Source organism: Saccharopolyspora hirsuta (assembly GCF_008630535.1).
Lineage (GTDB): Bacteria > Actinomycetota > Actinomycetes > Mycobacteriales > Pseudonocardiaceae > Saccharopolyspora > Saccharopolyspora hirsuta.
The window spans coordinates 22,590-37,838 of record NZ_VWPH01000001.1; the positions used below are offsets into that span (position 1 = coordinate 22,590).

Sequence of the window (15,249 nt, forward strand, 5' to 3'; positions counted from 1 at the left end):
TCCTTTCAGCGGTTTTCCCGTGATGCGCGGAGGAAGGCGATGCTGTCGGCGGCCAGCGCGTCCATCGACGGCGCGACCGGGCGCCACAACGACACCGCCCGTGCGATTTCGACGATCGTGGGCAGGAACGACTCGACCACGATCTGCCCGGAGTAGCCGATCCCGTCGAGCGCGGCGAACACCTCCGGCCACGGCAGGTGCCCGCTGCCGGGCGCGCCGCGGTCGTTCTCCGAGACCTGGAAGTGGAAGACCCGGTCCCCGGCGGTGCGGATCGCGTCCCCGAGATCCTTCTCCTCGATGTTCAGGTGGAAGGTGTCGAGCAGGAGGCCGACGTTGTCGCGGCCGGTGGCTGCGCACAGTTCCAGACCTTGCTCGACGGTGTTGACCAGGTCGGTTTCGAAGCGGTTCAACGGTTCGATCGCCAGCCGGACGCCGTGTTCGCCCGCGTGGTCGGCGGCGGCCCGCAGGCTTTCGGCCGCCCGCGCGCGTTGCTGGGCACGCTCGTCCGGGGGCAGCAGCCGAGCTTGCCCTGTCGGTGCGTACATCGGTCCCGCCACGTGCGGTGAGCCGACCGTGGCCGCCAGCTCCACGCAGCCGCGCACGTAGTCCAGACCGGCAGCGCGGGCCTCCGGGTCCGCTGCGGACAAATCGCGGTCAGGTCCGAAGGCGCCGCAGATGCTGACGGCGAGTCCGTGTTCTCCGGCGGCGTCGCGCAGTGCCTGGGCGGACAGCAGATGCGGATTCTCGACGCAGACCTCGATCACGTCGTAACCGAGCCTGGCGACCTTTGCGAAGGCCGCGGGGCAGTCGGCGTCGGAGAACGGCGAGGCGAGCACGAACGTGCTCAGTCCCAGGGGATTGCGCATGGTCGTCACACCAGGCCCAGCTCGTTCTCGAGCTTCTTGGTGTGGGTGATGGCCGCTTCGGTGTACGGGTCGAGGAATTCCGGTGCGCCCGCGCCTGAGAGCACGCCCCAGACATCACCGGCCGCGGGCAGCAGTTCGTAGGAGATCCAGCCGGTGTAGCCGATTTCAGCGATGGCTCGGACGATCGGCCGGAAGTCGGTGTGCCCGCAGCCCGGCGCGGCGCGGTTGCTGTCGGCCAGGTGCACGTGTGCCAGCCGATGCCCGCAGTGCCGGATCGCCGCGGCGATGTCCCGCTCCTCCAGCGCCATGTGGAAGGTGTCGGCCATGCAGCCCAGCGCGGGATGTCCAGCCTCGTCGACGAAGGTGACCGCCTGATCCATCCGGTTGATCAGGTAGGTCTCGTACCGGTTCCATGGCTCGACCGCGATGCGCACGCCGTGGTCGTCGGCGTAGGCGGCGATCGCCCGAGCGGCCTCAACCGCCCACGCCCATTCGCGTTCCCGGTCAGTTTCCGGCGTGATCTTCATGCAGGCCGTCGGAGTGAAGGTGACGACCTCCGCTCCGAGCGCCGCGGCGTAATCGACGTTGCCGCGCAAGTAGTCCAGTGCGTTCCGGCGGATGGCTTCGTCGGTGCTGACCACGTCGCGTTCCGGGGTGAAGATGCTGATGATCGACGACGCGCGCACGTCGTGCTGCTCCAGCTCGCGACGGACCTCCGCAACGTCGTGCTGTGCTGGTTCTCCGACCAGTTCCACGCCGTCGTAGCCGAATTTCGCGATCCGCGCGATACCGTCCGCGAGCGGCTCCCGGCCGTAGACGAGCGTGTTGTAGGTGTAGCGAAACATCGGTCCCCTCAATCCGTGGCCTGGAAGTCGTGGGTGTGGTCGTCGACGTTGTGCGTGGTGAAGGTGATCGGATCGCCCAGCACGATCTCGCCGTCGGCCCCGATCGTGCGGCGGCCGAGTCGCAGCGCACCGCATCCTCCGGGACACCAGAACCAGCAGCCGCGGCTACTCGCCGGCCCCGGCGCGGCGCAGGCATTCCCGGACGTACCGGTCGGAAGCGGTCAGCTGCGAGGTCACCTTCTCCAGCGGCCAGCCGCCCGTGCCGTGGCACTTCAGGCTCGCCGGGCCCTGGTAGCCCAGGCGCCGCAGGGTGGCGAGCGGGACGCCGTGGTCGAGGGTCCCGTCCGGACGCGGCAGCTGCCGCTCGCCCGGCCCGAAGTTGAGCCCGTCGACCCCGCGCTGGTAGTCGCGGTCGATGTCCCAGATGTAGTAGTAGAAGAGCTTCTTGCGCTCGGCGAGGAAGGTGAGCACCTCGCTGATCGTTTCCTCCATCACCCACAGATGCGACGGTGCGACGCAGACGCCGAGGTTCGGGTGGTCGAGTTCGGTGACCAGCCGCTTGATCTGCGCGAAGCTGTCGACCCCTTCCTCCCACCGCTGCTCCTCACCGACGCCGGACTCGAAGTCCGCGCTGAACGGGACCGTCAGGTGGTTCTCGACCGCGATGCGGATCCCCTTGGCGGCTGCGGATTCCACCAGCGGCGGCAGGAAGGAGCCGACGAAGTCGGGAAAGTTCGCCTCGCAGTCGAAGACGATCGTGTCGATCCCCAGCTCCGCCGCGAGGTCGATGCGTTCGGCGATCTCGTGCTGGTTCTTGCCGTACGTGGTGAGCCCGCACGGTTTGATTCCGTAGGTGTCCAGTGCCTTCCGGATCGCACCGACGTCGTCGCCGGGGTTCACGTGGTGCGCGAGGGGAGCGGCCGAGGACCACAGGTTGACCTCGCGGAATCCCAGACCGGCGAGTTCGCGCAGCGCGACGTCGAGCGGAAAGTCGTGGTAGGGGAGAATTTCTGCGGTGTAGCGCATGTCGGTGCCTCTCAGTCCCAGGTGAAAACGGCTTTGTCGGTCAGCCGGCGATCGAATGCGCGGAACGCCTCGGGCGCGTCGTCGAGCTGGTACCGGTGACTCACCAGTCGCTCGATCGGCAGCGCGTGCTGCACGGCGAAGCGGCTGAGCTCCGCGAACTGGTCGATGGGGAAGTACCACCCGCCGGTGACCCGCAGCAGCTTGCGGATGATCTGGTCGCTCGGGTTGATCGTGGTCTGCCGCGATTCGCCGACGAAAGCGACGCTGCCGAGCTTGCGCACGCAGTCCAGTGCGGAATTCTGCGCGGGCGGCGCGCCCGAGCATTCGACCACGACGTCAGGCCCCCGGCCGCCGGTGAGCTCCCGCAACCGGGCCACCGCGTCGTCCGAACCGGAGTTGACGACCGCGTCCGCGCCGAGTTCGCGCGCCAGCGCCAGCCGTTCGTCGAGCAGGTCGACCGCGAGCACGGTCGCGCCGAGCGCTTTGCCGACCAGCACCGCGGCTCCGCCCATCGGGCCCATTCCGAACACCGCGAGCGTCGTCGCGCCGCCCACGGCGAGGGACTTCTGGGTGGCGTACTGCGTGCCGACCATGTCGGTGAGCAGCGCTCCAGCGGTGTAGGAGAGTTCGTCCGGCAGCGGCAGGCAGTTCACCGCCGGCGCCACGAAGTACTCGGCGTCGCCGCCGTCCACGTCGAACCCGAGGCACTTCCACCGGGGACAGAGCATGAGCCGGCCGCCGCGGCAGTGCTCGCACCGCATGCAGCCGATCGCGAGATAGCCGGTGACCCGGTCGCCCAGCGCGAGCCCGGTCACCCCGGGGCCGGTCTCGACCACGTCGCCGGCCGGCTCGTGCCCCGGCACGACGAGCCCGCGGCCCGCGGCGTCGCCGCCGACGATCGGATTCCCGGTGTACAGGCTCATGTCGCTGCGGCAGATCGCCGAGGCACGGGTGCGCACGAGCACCTCGCCGGGGCCCGGCCGCGGCACTTCCCGCTCGACGACCCGGACCTCGCGCTCGCCCGGCAGCAGAACGGCTTTCATGGCATTGCTCCTTCTACTTGACGGCGCCGAAGGTGAGCCCGGAGACGATCCGGCGGCGCAGGATGAGGGTCAGCACGACGATCGGTGCGACGATCACGGTCGAGGCGGCGGTGAGCATTCCCCAGTCGGTGCCGAACATGCCGGTGAACTCCATGATCCCGACCGGTGCGGTCTTGGCGTCCTGGCGGGTGAGCGACAGGGCGAGCAGGAACTCGTTCCAGGACAGGACCGCGGTGAGGATCGCCGTGGTGGCGACCGACGGCACGAGCAGCGGCCAGAGCACCCGGCGCATGGTTCCCCAGCGGGTCAGGCCGTCCAGCATGGCGGCTTCGTGGAGCGCGTACGGGATCTGCAGAATGGTGCTCCGGAGGATCCACACCGCGATCGGCAGGTTGATCGCTGCGTACGGCACGATCAGGATCGGGTAGGTGTCGAACAGGCCGAGGTTCCCGGCGAGGATGAACAGCGGCACGACGGAGACCATCGGCGGGAACATGTAGGTCGAGAGGATCCACGACGACAGGAACCGCCGGGGCCGGAACTCCCGCAGCGAAAGCGCGTACGCAGCAGGCACGGCCAGCACCACGGTGAGGACGGTGGCACCGACCGTGACGATCACGCTGTTGAGCACCAGCGGCCCGAACGCCTGTCCCGCCCCGCCGCCGGTGAGCACCTTCGCGTAGTTCTCCAGGGTGGGCCGGAACGACCAGCTCGGCGGCACGCTCGTGGCGACGCTCGGCGGTTTGAGCGAAGTGACCACCATGAACACGATGGGCACCAGCGACACGAGCAGCCATGCCCACAGCACCAACTGCCCGGACCAGGCACTGACCTTCCGGTTGGCCACGTCCTACGCCTCCTCGTGGTCGCCGTGCCGGCCGACCAGGCGCAGCAGCAGGGGGGTGAGCATGAGCAGGAACACCAGCAACAGGAGCCCGACGGTGGCGGCCGTGCCGATCCGGAAGCTCTGCAGCGCCACCCGGTAGATGGCGAGGTTCACGATCTCCGTCGAATCGCCGGGGCCGCCGCGGGTGAGCACTTGGAACGAGTCGAAGGTCTTGAACGCCTGGATGGTCCGCAGCACGAGCGCGATGCCGAGGAACGGCATGAGCGTGGGCAGCGTGACGTGCCGGAACGCCTGCCAGGCCGACGCCCCGTCGATCGCCGCCGCCTCCATCGGCTCCTGCGAGAGCGATTGCAGGCCGGCCATGAGGATCAGCGCGACGAACGGGGTCCACTGCCAGACGTCGAGTCCCAGCACGGCGAGCCAGGCGGTGGCCGGTTGCCCGAGCCAGTCCAGGTCGGTGGGGACGATGCCGAGCGCGCCCAGGTAGTGGTTCACCCAGCCGTAGTTCGGGTTGACCAGCTGCCGGAACAGCAGTGCGGACACCGCGGGGGCGATCGCGAAGGGCAACAGCATGAGCGCGGCGGCCGGACCCGAGCCGCGCACCTTCGCGCTGAGCGGGATCGCGAGACCCAGACCGAGCAGCATCTCCACCGATACGGCCACGACGACGAACACGAGCGTCGTGAGCAGCGAAGCGAGGATCTTCGGATCGGTCAGCACCGCGCCGAAGTTGGCGAAGCCGACGAACTGGCTCTGCCCGCCGAACAGGTCGACGCGGTGGAAACTGGACACCAGCAGGTAGAGCGTGGGCACCACCGTCAGCGCGAGGAGCACGAGCAGCGCCGGGGAGACGAACAGCCAGCCGGCGCGGTTGCTCCGCCGTCGGGCCCGGCGGTCCGCGCCCGGCCTCGTCTCGGATGGAAGAGTGCTGAGCGTCGTCATCGGGGCACCTCGTATCCGGCGGCGGCGAGCAGGCGGCGGACCGATCTCGCGGCCTGGTCGAGCGCTGCGCGGGGCTCGGCACGTCCGGTAGCGGCGGTGTTGACCGCCACCGCGATCGCCTGGCTCACCTCGGTGTAGTTGGTCAGCCGAGCTCGCCCGACACCGACGGAGAGGGTGTCCCGCAGCGCCCGGTAGAACTCGGCGTCCGGGTTCGCGGGGTCGGCGACCAGCCGGTCGTACACCGACGTCCGGGTCGGGTGCAGGCCCGCCTTCGCCATCTCCAGCTGGACCGGGGCGCTCGTGAGCCAGGTGATCGCGCGGTAGGCCCACGCCTTGTGCGCCGAACTGCGATTGATGCTCAGCATGTACGTGCCGAAGTGCGGCCCCGTCGCCTGCCCGCGCGGCACCGGGGCGTAGCCGACCTCGCCCAGGCCGGGCGAGTCGAGCTCCATGCTGTGGTAGTTCATCGACATCGCGGCGAGGCCGGCGCCGAAGGTCGACGCGGTCTCGTCCCAGGACGCCGACGCGGTGCCCGGCGGCACGACCGGGCGGTCGGTGATCATGTCGCGGTAGAAGGCCAGGGCCCGCTCGCCGGGCTCGTCCGCGAAGCGCAGGCTCAGATCGTCCCCGATGAGGTGCCCGTCGCCGCCGAAACCGGCCAGCAGCGTCTTGAAGTCGTCGGTCGCCCAGTCGCCGACCCCGGCCATCCACGTGGTGCCGTAGCGCCGTTCGGCCGGGCGGGTGAAGAACGCGGCCACGGTGCGGAATTCGTCCCAAGTGGACGGTACGGTCAACGGCTCGCCCGTGCGGGCGGCGAACGCGCTCTGCTCGGCCGGATCCTCGAAGAGGCTCTTGCGGTAGGCCATGGTGAGACCGTTTGCCTGGATGGGCAGTCCGTAGATGTCGAACCCGGCCGCACTGATCGCGTCCGTCGCGGCCGGAGCACCGGTGGCGGGGAAGTGCGCGGTGGGCGTGTCCTCGCGGTAGACGGCCGTGTCGTAGAAGATCTTCGGGATGAAATCGCCGAGGTCGACGTCCGCGAAGTCGTTGAGCGCCGGTTGGCGCAGGTAGCCGCTGAGCGGTTCGATCACTCTCGTCAGAGCGGGGGTCCACGGGGTGTCCATGATCATGATGTCGTAATGGCCGCTGCGGACCGCCAGCTCCGCGAACGTCCGCTGCTGCAGAGCGTCGTAGGGCTGGCCGTCGATCTCCAGGCCGAATCCGAACCGGTCGCGGAAAGCCGGCAGCTGCGTGCGCACGGCGTCGAGGTTCCCCTCCGCGGTGGCGTACAGCATGCGCAGCCGGTCGGGCCGGGGCTGCGCCGCGTGAGCGCCGACCGGTCCGGGCGGCGCGGCGCAGCTGGACACCGCCGCAACCCCCGCGGCCAATCCCGCAGCCCGCAGCAGCTGCCTGCGGGTGAGCTGGTGGAGCGCCACGGGCACCTCCTGGACGTCGCTGTCCTGGCCGTCGTTTCTGTTGGTGGAGAGCAAAGTAATGTTTGCTGTGAACAAAAGTCAACCCTGCTCGTGCAGAAGAGTGCGGATCCGCGGCAATCCGCGCCTCGGAACCGACCTCAGGATTTCCCCGGAACAGCTGGGCGATCTGGCCACCGTGCTCGACCTCGTTCGCTCGGGCAGCGCGGACCAGGCCGGAGGTGGATCGAGGACGGCGAACTGGGGCTGTCCAGCGGTGGGCGTGCCCCGCGCGAACTGCGGTTCCGGACGCCGAACCGCTCCCGATCGCGGCGAACGACAACCGGCCGTCGTCACTTCAGCCCCGCGACGATCTTCCGGCCCGTCTGGAATCCCGGGCCGCCGTTCCTCACCGACCTGCCTGATCGCACCGGCGCGCGCTGCTGCGGTCCCGTTCAGGACATGAGCCGCACGCCCAGGGGCGTGATCGAGCCGTCAGGGGTGGTGAGGTCCCCGCTGCCGGAACCCTCCGCCAGCGAGAAGCGGACGAGCCGTCCCCACGGCCTGCGGCCGTCCTGCTCGTGCCCTCGTGACCGGCCGCACGGGAATCCGAAACCGAACCACAGGTGCCCGGCCGGGTCGATGATCTCGCTGGAGATCGTGCCGTCGGTCGTGCCGTGGTTGCACAACGACCGGCCGTGCTTCCCGACCGGTCCGCCGTCTTCCCGGTGGTCTTGCAGAACTTGCCGCAGCGCTTCCGGCGTGGCGCTGTCCAATGCGCCGAGCAGTTCGCTGCCGCGGCCGTGCCGGTGCGTCGACGCGGTGGCGTCGTCCCAGGCAGGAGCCGGGTTTTGGGTGAGGCACCGCCACGCATTGGCCCGCGCCTCGGCGCCGGTCGTGGGACTGCACACCGCCACGCGTCCGCCGCCCACCTCGACGGCTGCCATGCCTCCCGCGCGGTCGGCGAGGAGGTAGTTGCCCGGCAGCGTGCTGTCCCCGCGCATGTAGGTAATCGCCTCATCCACAGTGGACGCGTTCGTGAGCATCCGGGCGGACCACTCCTGCGCGGGGTAGTCCGCCATGTCCTGCTCCGGCACGAACGCGTAGGTGAAGCAGAGCCCGGCGCTGTTGACCCCGCGAGTGAGCATTCCCGCCCACGGCACGACGACGTCGGCGGGCGGCACGACGACCCGGACTGCCAAGTACGAGTGGCGTTCGCCGCTCGCGGCCAGCAGATGATTCGTCGTGGCGTACGGGTTGTCGCTGTTGCTGGCCAGCAGCCAGTACCGGGGGCCGTTCATTCCTGCCAGGAAACACATGACTACTCCGATGCGGACTCTGGATTGCGGGATGCCGTCCGAGGCGGCCGGGTTCTGCCGAGCAGATGCGCGTTGGCCGCCTCCAGGTCGGGCGTGCGCGGCGGCAGCGGCGCGATCTGCACCAGGACCGGCTCCGGCATCGAGCGGCAGGCGTCGCCGCACCCCTTGGTGTGCATGCAGTCCTGGGAGCAGATCCACTGCTCGTGGTAGGGGCACGGGAACAGGTCGTCGGTGCTGACCACCTCGCCGTCGAGGGGGCACGCGACGACGAGATCTTCTCGCGGCCAGGCGATCCGGGGGCGGATCGCGTAACCGCGGCCGCGGGTGCGCGTGCCCAGCCACCAGGTCAGGCCGCCGGCGATCAGGAAGCTGACCCAGTTGGACAGGTAGAGCGTGACCTGGCCGCCCAGATGTCCGAGCAGGCCGCCCACCGCCAGGAAGGAGCCGACGACGGTCGCGGCGAACAGGGGGACGACCCCGGACCAGTTCCAGTGGCGCAGCATGGCGCGGCGGTACTCGATGAACCGGCCGTTGTCCGGCCCGTGCCCGCCCCGGCCCCGGACCAGCAGCAGGTCGGCGATGCTGACGCCGATCCAGGCGGCCAGCAGCACGCCCTCGACAGCGAGGACGGTGCCCAGGTGGCCGAGGACGTCGAGGTACATCGCCAGGGTGCCGAGCACCACCATGACGACCGCCCAGACGGACCGTCCCGGCGTGAGACGCAGGCGGGAGAAGAAGTTCGCCAGCGACAGCGAACCGCTGTAGGCGTTGAGCAGGTTGATCCGCAGCTGGGTGATCACGATGAGCACGAAGCCGACGGTGCCCATGATGGTGACCACGTACTGGCCGGGGTTGGCATCTCCGCCCGAGGACGCCCACAGGAACAAGCCGATCGCGCCGGCGATGACGTAGGCGCCGAAGGCGTACGGGAGCAGGGCGACCCACAGCGCGCCGCGCCGGCCGCCGCGGGCGAGGCTCTGGTCGTTGGCGAGCAACCGTCCCATGTCGGCGTGCCCGAACGCCACGTTGCCGACCAGTCCGTTGTACGACGCGATCGCGCCGAGCAGGCCGATTCCGCCCACGCTGCCCAGGTGCGCGGCGAGGAACTCGCGAGTGACCGACAGATCCGATCGGGACAGCACGATGATCAGCAGTGCCGCCAGCCCGACGACGTAGGCGTAGAGCGTCCACTTCTGGAACTTGGCGACGAACTGCAACCCGTACAGCACCAGCGGCAGGAACACCAACCCCACCAGCAGGTACGAGACCTTCAGCGGGATGCCCGTCTGCGCGGACAAGGCGCTGGAGAGGATCTGGCCCTCGGTCGCGAAGTAGGTCAGCCAGCTCACCCAGTAGAGCAGAGTGGTCCAGGCGGCGCCGTCGAAGCCGAGGGCGAGGCCGCGCGACATGAGCGCGGAGCCCAGTCCCGTGCGCGAAGCGGTCTTGACGTACAGCACGTTGAGCAGGGTCTGCACCAGGACCGCGTAGACGATGGCGACGAGCACGTTCGCGATGCCGAACGACGCCGACAGCCCGGCGGGCAGCGACAGGAAGATGGCCGCCGTGGCGCCGCCCATCAGGGAAAGCACGATCTCGGACGTGCGATAGCGCCAGGTGGGCGGCACCTTGCCCAAGGCGTAGTCGTCGCGTGCGACGCTGCCGGACCCGATGCGCGCGGGCAGGTCACCGGTATCGCTCACTGTCTCTCCTCAGAAGTTCGTCGAAACGACGCAGCACCGCGCGAAATCGTCGCGGCTGCGCCCGTACAGCGGGGTGGTCGAGCGCCCGCGCGGGGCGGTGCCGATCAGTCGTGCTCTGCTGCGGCGTGGACGGTGAACCGATCGCCCCTGGCCCGCAGCCGGGTGCCGTAGCGCTGGGAGAGTTCCGCCAGCTCCTCGCCGATCGTGCCGATTTCCGGGCCGCTGGCGAGTTCGGGCGCGCCCCGGTGCGCCGCGGGCCGGTCCCGGCCGAGCGAGATCGGCCACAACTCGACGTCGGCGAGTGCGCCGTCGTCGAACGTCAGGGTCGCCACCACGGAGCGGGCGTACTCGGGGTGCTCCGGAAAACCGGTGGAGGTCGCCGCAGCCCGCGCGCCGGGCGAGCCGGGTGCGACCCCGAACACGTCGTAGGTGTGCGGAGTCAGCCGGTCCTGCAGGTGGATCTGATCCACGAAGTTGCCCAAGCCGTAGAAGATCGGGCGCCCGCCGTGGAACTCGATGCCCCGCAAGCGGTGCGGCCCGTGCCCGGCGACCACGTCGGCCCCGCTGTCGATGACGGCGTGCGCGAACTCGCGCTGGAAGGCCGCGGGCTCGGTCAGCGCCCCGCCCTGCTCGTGCCCGTGCACGCTGACCACCACGACGTCGGCCCGCTCGGCGGCTTCGGCCACCCACCGCTGGATCCGCTCCAGATCCCGGGGATCGCACCACGTCTGCACCGCCGGTTCGTCCGCTTCCCGGAAGACCTGCCCGAACAACCGCTCGTCCTGCTCGTCCGGCAACGGGGGCAGGAATCCCATGTCCACCGCGTACTTCAGCTGCTCGTCGAAGCCGAGGTCGCGGTGTGCCGCCCGCAGCGCGGCGAGCTGCTCGGGCCGTACGTGAAGCCGGGTGTGGAAGCGCAACGGGTTGAGCCCCGGCCGCGGTGGCATCAGCTCGGCCGGGCCGCTGGCGTCGTCGCCGGTGCCGAAGGTGGACGTGCAGGCGATCACCGCGACGCTGCCGGTCGGCCGGTCGACGTACGCGGGCATCGTCGCCTCCTCCAGCGACTTCCCGGCCCCCGCGTGCGCGAGCCGACGGGCCGCCAGCTCCCGGATGGTGCCCGTCATGCCGGGAACGCCCAGGTTCAGCGCGTGGTTGTTGGCGAACGACACGACGTCGATCCCGACGTCGGCGAGGTCGTCGAGCACGCACGCGTCCGCGGTGAGGGTGGGCGTGAGCGGATGGGAGGTGTGCGGTCCGTCGTGGTCGGCGGCGACCGTCTCCAGGTTGGTGAACGCGACATCCGCTTCCCGCAGCAGGGTCCGCAGCGCCTCCGCGCCGGGGGTGGCCCGCACCATCGCTCCGCGGGTGATCATGGCGTCGCCGGACAGTGCGACCACGAGCTTCATGTCAGCCGACCACCAGGTCGTCGAGCGCGGCGCCGGCCGCGAGCTTCCGCGGCGTCGGATAGGCGGTTTTGCTGTGGCGCCAACCGAACAGCGCCCGCGCGTGGGCGATCGCGAGTGCGGCCTTGACCGGGTTCAGCACCGGCACACCCAGCTTCGCTTGGAGGTCGACGTCCAGCTCCAGGAAGGCCATGCTCATGCAGCCCAGCACAAGCACGTCGGCACCGTCGCGTTCGATGAGCCTGCGGCCGGCTTCGGCCGCCCGCAGCGCGGATGCCTCCCGGTCCGCGCCGAGTTCGAGGACCGGGACGTCCACGACGGCGATGCCCGCGAGCGAACCGGCGAGCCCGGCGTCGGCGACCAGGCGGCGGAGAGGATGCACGACCCCGTCGGCGATCGTGACGATCCCGAACCGGTGGCCGAGCATCGCGGCCAGGTGCGCGGAGGCCGCCCCCGGGCCGACCACGATCGCGCGCTCGGTGAGCTCGCAGAGCGCGTCCAGGCCGGGATCGCCGTAGCAGCCGAGGATGATCGCGTCCGCGCCTTCGGCCTCCAGCCGCGTGACCAGCCGCGCGGTCTGCTCGACCGACACGTGCTCCTCGTAGGCCGACTCGATCGAGGCCGGTCCGGACGGTACGTCCTGCACGGCGACCTCGACGCCGTCGGGCGCCCAGCGCTGGAGGAGTTCCTGCCGCCGCCGGACTTCCGCACTGCCGAGCGCCGTTTTGGACATCGGTCCGGGGACTGCGTAAACGATGCGCATGGTTCACCTCTCGTTCGGGACGGGGGACACTCGCGGGCGGGGCGGCGGGAAGAACGTGGCGAGCGCCTTCTCCCCGGGGCCGCGGGTGCGCAGCGACACCACGAAGAACACCGCCAGGCTCACCGACACCCCGGGGAGCACCGGGTCGAGCCCGGCCGGCTTCCCGGCGGCGTACCAGGCCAGCGCGACGACGAATCCGGCGCACATCGACGCGATCGCACCGGCAGCGGTGGCGCGCCGCCAGTTCAGCCCGATCACGACGGTCGCGAAGAAGAACGAGGCGACCAGCGATGCCTGGAGGGCCACCACGAACTGGACCAGCGCCAGCTGGCGCAGGGCCAGGAAGACCGGGACGACGCCCAGCACCAGCACCGCGGCTCTGGTGAGCCACAGCTGAGCCCGGTCCGACAGCCGCCACACCTCGCTGAGCAGGTCGTTGGTCAACGCGGATGCCGACACGATCATGATTCCGGAGACGCTGGAGGCGATCGCGCCGAGCACCGCGATGATCAGCAGCGCGCCGATGATCGGGGGCAGCACGTCGGCCGAAAGCACCGTCGAGGCGATGTCCGGGGTCGGCAGCGACGGGAAGATCGCCCGGGTGGCCATGCCCAGGACGCAGACCGACAGGAACACGATGGCCTGGAACAGGAACGACCACCCCACCGCCCGGCGCACGGTCCGGATGTTCTTCATGGTGTAGAGCCGGGCGAGCTCGTACGGCGTGGTCGCCTGCGCGAACAGGAACGCCAGCCCCAGCCCGAGCAGCGCGTTGGACGAGTAGAACCAGCCGGTCATGCTCGGCTGCACCTGGTGCACGATTCCGCCGATCGCCTCCGGCCCGAGCTGCAGGAGCACCGCGGGCACGGCGGCGACGAAGCAGCCCGCCATCAGCAGCGCGTGCAGGTAGTCGGTGTACGCGGTCGCCCGCATGCCGCCGATCAGGACGAACAGCAAGGTCACGCCGATGGTGATCAGCACCCCGTGCAGGAAGGGCAGGCCCAGGATCGCGTGGAAGATCTGGCCGCCGGCCTGGTACTGCGCGGTGAGGTACACGGTGTAGGCGACGATGATCAGCACCGCGGAGATCACGCTCGCCGCGCGGGAGTTGTAGCGCGCGCGGATGAACTCCGGCACCGTCTTGCCGCCGAAGCGGGCGAACTTCGGGGCCACGAACAGCACCTGCACGATCCAGCCGCCCCACAGGCCGAGCACCACCATGCCGAAGCTGGCTCCGGTCAGGTAGTGGATTCCCAGCGTGCCGACGAACGTGCCGGCGCTCATCTGGGTAGCGGCGAGCGAAGCACCGCCGACCACGGAGCCGATCGACCCGCTCGCGGTCAGGTAGTCGCGGACGGTCCGGGTCTTCGCCCGGACCACACGCTGATCACCACCAGCAGGACGAAGTAGCCGATGGTGACGCCCCAGAAGATGGACTGCGCCGACATGGTCATTTCCCTTCGCGGTCGCGGCGGGTGTAGGCCCAGACGAAGTACAGGACGACCCACGACACGGAGAACAGCGCGTAGACGAAGAACGGCGTCCCGAGGGAGAACATCCCGCTCACCTCTTTCCCGCGCGGGATTCGCGCAGCATCACGACCGCGGAGAGCGCGACCCCGAGCAGGATGATCAGGACCCCGCCCCAGCTGGCGGCTCCCCAGCCGGAGGAAGGGTGTTCGCCGAGCCGGTAGGCCAGGAACGAGGGCAGTCCGACCAGATCGCGCTGTTGCACGCCGCTGGACCCGATCACCACCGGAAACGGCTCGCCCTGCACGTGATAGCCGTCGGGCACGTGGTAGCGCAGCCGCACGGCCCGGCTGCCGTCGGTCGGGACGTCCGGCACCAGGATCGGCACCTGTTCGCCGCCGCGCTGCTCGACGGTGTAGGCGATGACGTAGGACAGCGGCCCGGCGTGCGGGGCGGGGAAGCTGATCGTGTCCGCGCCGGTGCCCGTGACCGTGGTGGTGGGCACGACCGCCGAACCGGCACTGACCCGCAGGCCGGTGAGCCGCACCTCGGGGAACGCGGCGACCAGGTGCCGGATCGGCGTGCCCGCGGCGATGCCGTCGACGGTGATCGACTCGGTCACCGTGACGGTGCGCGCCTGCGGTGCGGGCGTCACGTCGAGCTGCGCTTGGCGGAGCACCGGCTCGGCGGTGCCCTGCGCGGTCGCGGTCGGCGGGGCGGCGACCACGGCGAGACAGGCGATGCCGAACAGCAGGCGGTATCGCATGGGGACTCCTTGGGGGACGTGGTGCTCAGGCTCGGCCGGGGGAGGCGGTGGGGAATCCGCCGCGGGCGAGTTCGTAGCGTTCGGCCACGGCGTAGACCGCGTCTTCGCGGCCCTTCGGCCCGATCAGCTGCCAGCCGAGCGGTCGGCCGTCGGACGTGCTGCCCGCGGGCAGGGAGAGCGCGGGATGGCCGCTGACGTTGAACGGGATCGTGCGGACGCAAGCATCCAGCCCGGCCAGGTCCAGCTGGGGGTCATGGACCGTGGCACCGCCGGGCATCGTGGGCGCGGCCAGGACGTCGGCTTCGCCGAGCACGGAGTCCACCTGGCGGCTGAACGCCTGGCGGGCCTCCAGCGCGGCCAGGTACGCCACCGCGGGCACCTCGCGCCCGGCCATCAAGTTGGCGAAGGTCGCACGGGTTGTTGCACTGCCCGTGGTCGGGATGCACGAACCCGTAGGCGAATTCGAGCATGTTCGTCTTCCCGAAGACGACCGCTCCCGCGTCCCGGAGTCTGCTGTGGACAGCAGAGTCCGCGGTGGCCGTGGTGTCGCGCAGAATGCGCGAACCGGCGATCGTGGGAACCCCGGCGATGTCGAAGATGTCCTTGATCGACACCGGGATTCCGGTCAGCGGACCGCCCTGGCCCGCGGCGAGGGCCGCGGCTGCCGCGCGCGCCTGCCGCCTGGCCTGGTCCGCGAGCACGGTGGTGAACGCGTTGAGCTCGGGCTCCAGGGCCTCCTGGCGGGCCAGCACGGCGTCCAGGAGGTCCTCGGGGGAGAGCTCGCCGTCCCGCAGCAGCCGCGAAACTGTCGCTATCGACGCGAACAGGAGGTCGCTTCCGGGGTTCAT

At 70.2% G+C, this 15,249-nt stretch carries 14 protein-coding genes and 1 pseudogene; all 15 read right to left on the reverse strand.

Annotated features, from left to right (window positions below):
- Window positions 1-5: 5 nt before the first annotated feature.
- Window positions 6-836: a sugar phosphate isomerase/epimerase family protein gene (locus F1721_RS00095; RefSeq protein WP_246153946.1), complete on the reverse strand. Its 831-nt coding sequence runs from the start codon at window positions 834-836 to the stop codon at window positions 6-8.
- A gap of 35 nt (window positions 837-871) precedes the next feature.
- Window positions 872-1,711, reverse strand: coding sequence for a sugar phosphate isomerase/epimerase family protein (locus F1721_RS00100; RefSeq protein ID WP_150064428.1), 840 nt, complete (start codon window positions 1,709-1,711; stop codon window positions 872-874).
- Window positions 1,712-1,876: 165 nt separating this feature from the next.
- Entirely contained in the window at window positions 1,877-2,737 is an 861-nt protein-coding gene (locus F1721_RS00105; protein WP_150064429.1) for a sugar phosphate isomerase/epimerase family protein, read from the reverse strand.
- Window positions 2,738-2,748: 11 nt separating this feature from the next.
- Window positions 2,749-3,780 (reverse strand): zinc-binding dehydrogenase, encoded by a 1,032-nt coding sequence (locus F1721_RS00110; protein ID WP_150064430.1) that lies wholly within the window; start codon window positions 3,778-3,780, stop codon window positions 2,749-2,751.
- 13 nt (window positions 3,781-3,793) lie between these two features.
- On the reverse strand, window positions 3,794-4,627 hold the full coding sequence (locus F1721_RS00115) for a carbohydrate ABC transporter permease (protein WP_150064431.1): 834 nt from the start codon (window positions 4,625-4,627) through the stop codon (window positions 3,794-3,796).
- 3 nt (window positions 4,628-4,630) lie between these two features.
- Window positions 4,631-5,569, reverse strand: coding sequence for a carbohydrate ABC transporter permease (locus F1721_RS00120; RefSeq protein WP_150064432.1), 939 nt, complete (start codon window positions 5,567-5,569; stop codon window positions 4,631-4,633).
- Complete coding sequence (locus F1721_RS00125; RefSeq protein WP_150064433.1) at window positions 5,566-7,005, reverse strand: extracellular solute-binding protein; 1,440 nt, start codon at window positions 7,003-7,005, stop codon at window positions 5,566-5,568. The genes F1721_RS00120 and F1721_RS00125 overlap by 4 nt, the downstream gene beginning before the upstream one ends.
- A 431-nt stretch (window positions 7,006-7,436) precedes the next feature.
- On the reverse strand, window positions 7,437-8,282 hold the full coding sequence (locus tag F1721_RS00130) for a carcinine hydrolase/isopenicillin-N N-acyltransferase family protein (protein ID WP_150064434.1): 846 nt from the start codon (window positions 8,280-8,282) through the stop codon (window positions 7,437-7,439).
- A 20-nt stretch (window positions 8,283-8,302) separates the two neighbouring features.
- Window positions 8,303-10,000 carry a purine-cytosine permease family protein gene (locus tag F1721_RS00135; RefSeq protein WP_150064435.1) on the reverse strand — a complete coding sequence of 566 codons (1,698 nt, stop codon included), beginning with the start codon at window positions 9,998-10,000 and terminating at the stop codon, window positions 8,303-8,305.
- Between the two features lie 104 nt (window positions 10,001-10,104).
- Entirely contained in the window at window positions 10,105-11,406 is a 1,302-nt protein-coding gene (locus tag F1721_RS00140; RefSeq protein ID WP_150064436.1) for a CapA family protein, read from the reverse strand.
- Window position 11,407: 1 nt separating this feature from the next.
- Entirely contained in the window at window positions 11,408-12,166 is a 759-nt protein-coding gene (locus tag F1721_RS00145) for an aspartate/glutamate racemase family protein (protein ID WP_150064437.1), read from the reverse strand.
- 3 nt (window positions 12,167-12,169) lie between these two features.
- The gene (locus F1721_RS00150; RefSeq protein WP_170301310.1) at window positions 12,170-13,546 is read right to left on the reverse strand and encodes a sodium:solute symporter family protein; all 1,377 of its coding nucleotides are present in this window, start codon (window positions 13,544-13,546) and stop codon (window positions 12,170-12,172) included.
- 183 nt (window positions 13,547-13,729) lie between these two features.
- Window positions 13,730-14,401 carry a hypothetical protein gene (locus F1721_RS00155; protein ID WP_150064439.1) on the reverse strand — a complete coding sequence of 224 codons (672 nt, stop codon included), beginning with the start codon at window positions 14,399-14,401 and terminating at the stop codon, window positions 13,730-13,732.
- Window positions 14,402-14,426: 25 nt separating this feature from the next.
- On the reverse strand, window positions 14,427-14,795 hold the full coding sequence (locus tag F1721_RS00160) for an amidase family protein (RefSeq protein ID WP_150064440.1): 369 nt from the start codon (window positions 14,793-14,795) through the stop codon (window positions 14,427-14,429).
- A 16-nt stretch (window positions 14,796-14,811) separates the two neighbouring features.
- Window positions 14,812-15,249, reverse strand: a pseudogene (locus F1721_RS35555) (amidase family protein); the annotation flags it as partial.

What these genes read in the sequence shown, in the direction of transcription:
- F1721_RS00100 (WP_150064428.1), bottom strand. Translation starts at nt 1,711, where the DNA reads ATGTTTCGCTACACCTACAACACGCTCGTCTACGGCCGGGAGCCGCTC.
- F1721_RS00105 (WP_150064429.1), bottom strand. Translation starts at nt 2,737, where the DNA reads ATGCGCTACACCGCAGAAATTCTCCCCTACCACGACTTTCCGCTCGAC.
- F1721_RS00110 (WP_150064430.1), bottom strand. Translation starts at nt 3,780, where the DNA reads ATGAAAGCCGTTCTGCTGCCGGGCGAGCGCGAGGTCCGGGTCGTCGAG.
- F1721_RS00120 (WP_150064432.1), bottom strand. Translation starts at nt 5,569, where the DNA reads ATGACGACGCTCAGCACTCTTCCATCCGAGACGAGGCCGGGCGCGGAC.
- F1721_RS00130 (WP_150064434.1), bottom strand. Translation starts at nt 8,282, where the DNA reads ATGAACGGCCCCCGGTACTGGCTGCTGGCCAGCAACAGCGACAACCCG.
- F1721_RS00140 (WP_150064436.1), bottom strand. Translation starts at nt 11,406, where the DNA reads ATGAAGCTCGTGGTCGCACTGTCCGGCGACGCCATGATCACCCGCGGA.
- F1721_RS00145 (WP_150064437.1), bottom strand. Translation starts at nt 12,166, where the DNA reads ATGCGCATCGTTTACGCAGTCCCCGGACCGATGTCCAAAACGGCGCTC.
- F1721_RS00155 (WP_150064439.1), bottom strand. Translation starts at nt 14,401, where the DNA reads ATGCGATACCGCCTGCTGTTCGGCATCGCCTGTCTCGCCGTGGTCGCC.
- F1721_RS00160 (WP_150064440.1), bottom strand. Translation starts at nt 14,795, where the DNA reads ATGGCCGGGCGCGAGGTGCCCGCGGTGGCGTACCTGGCCGCGCTGGAG.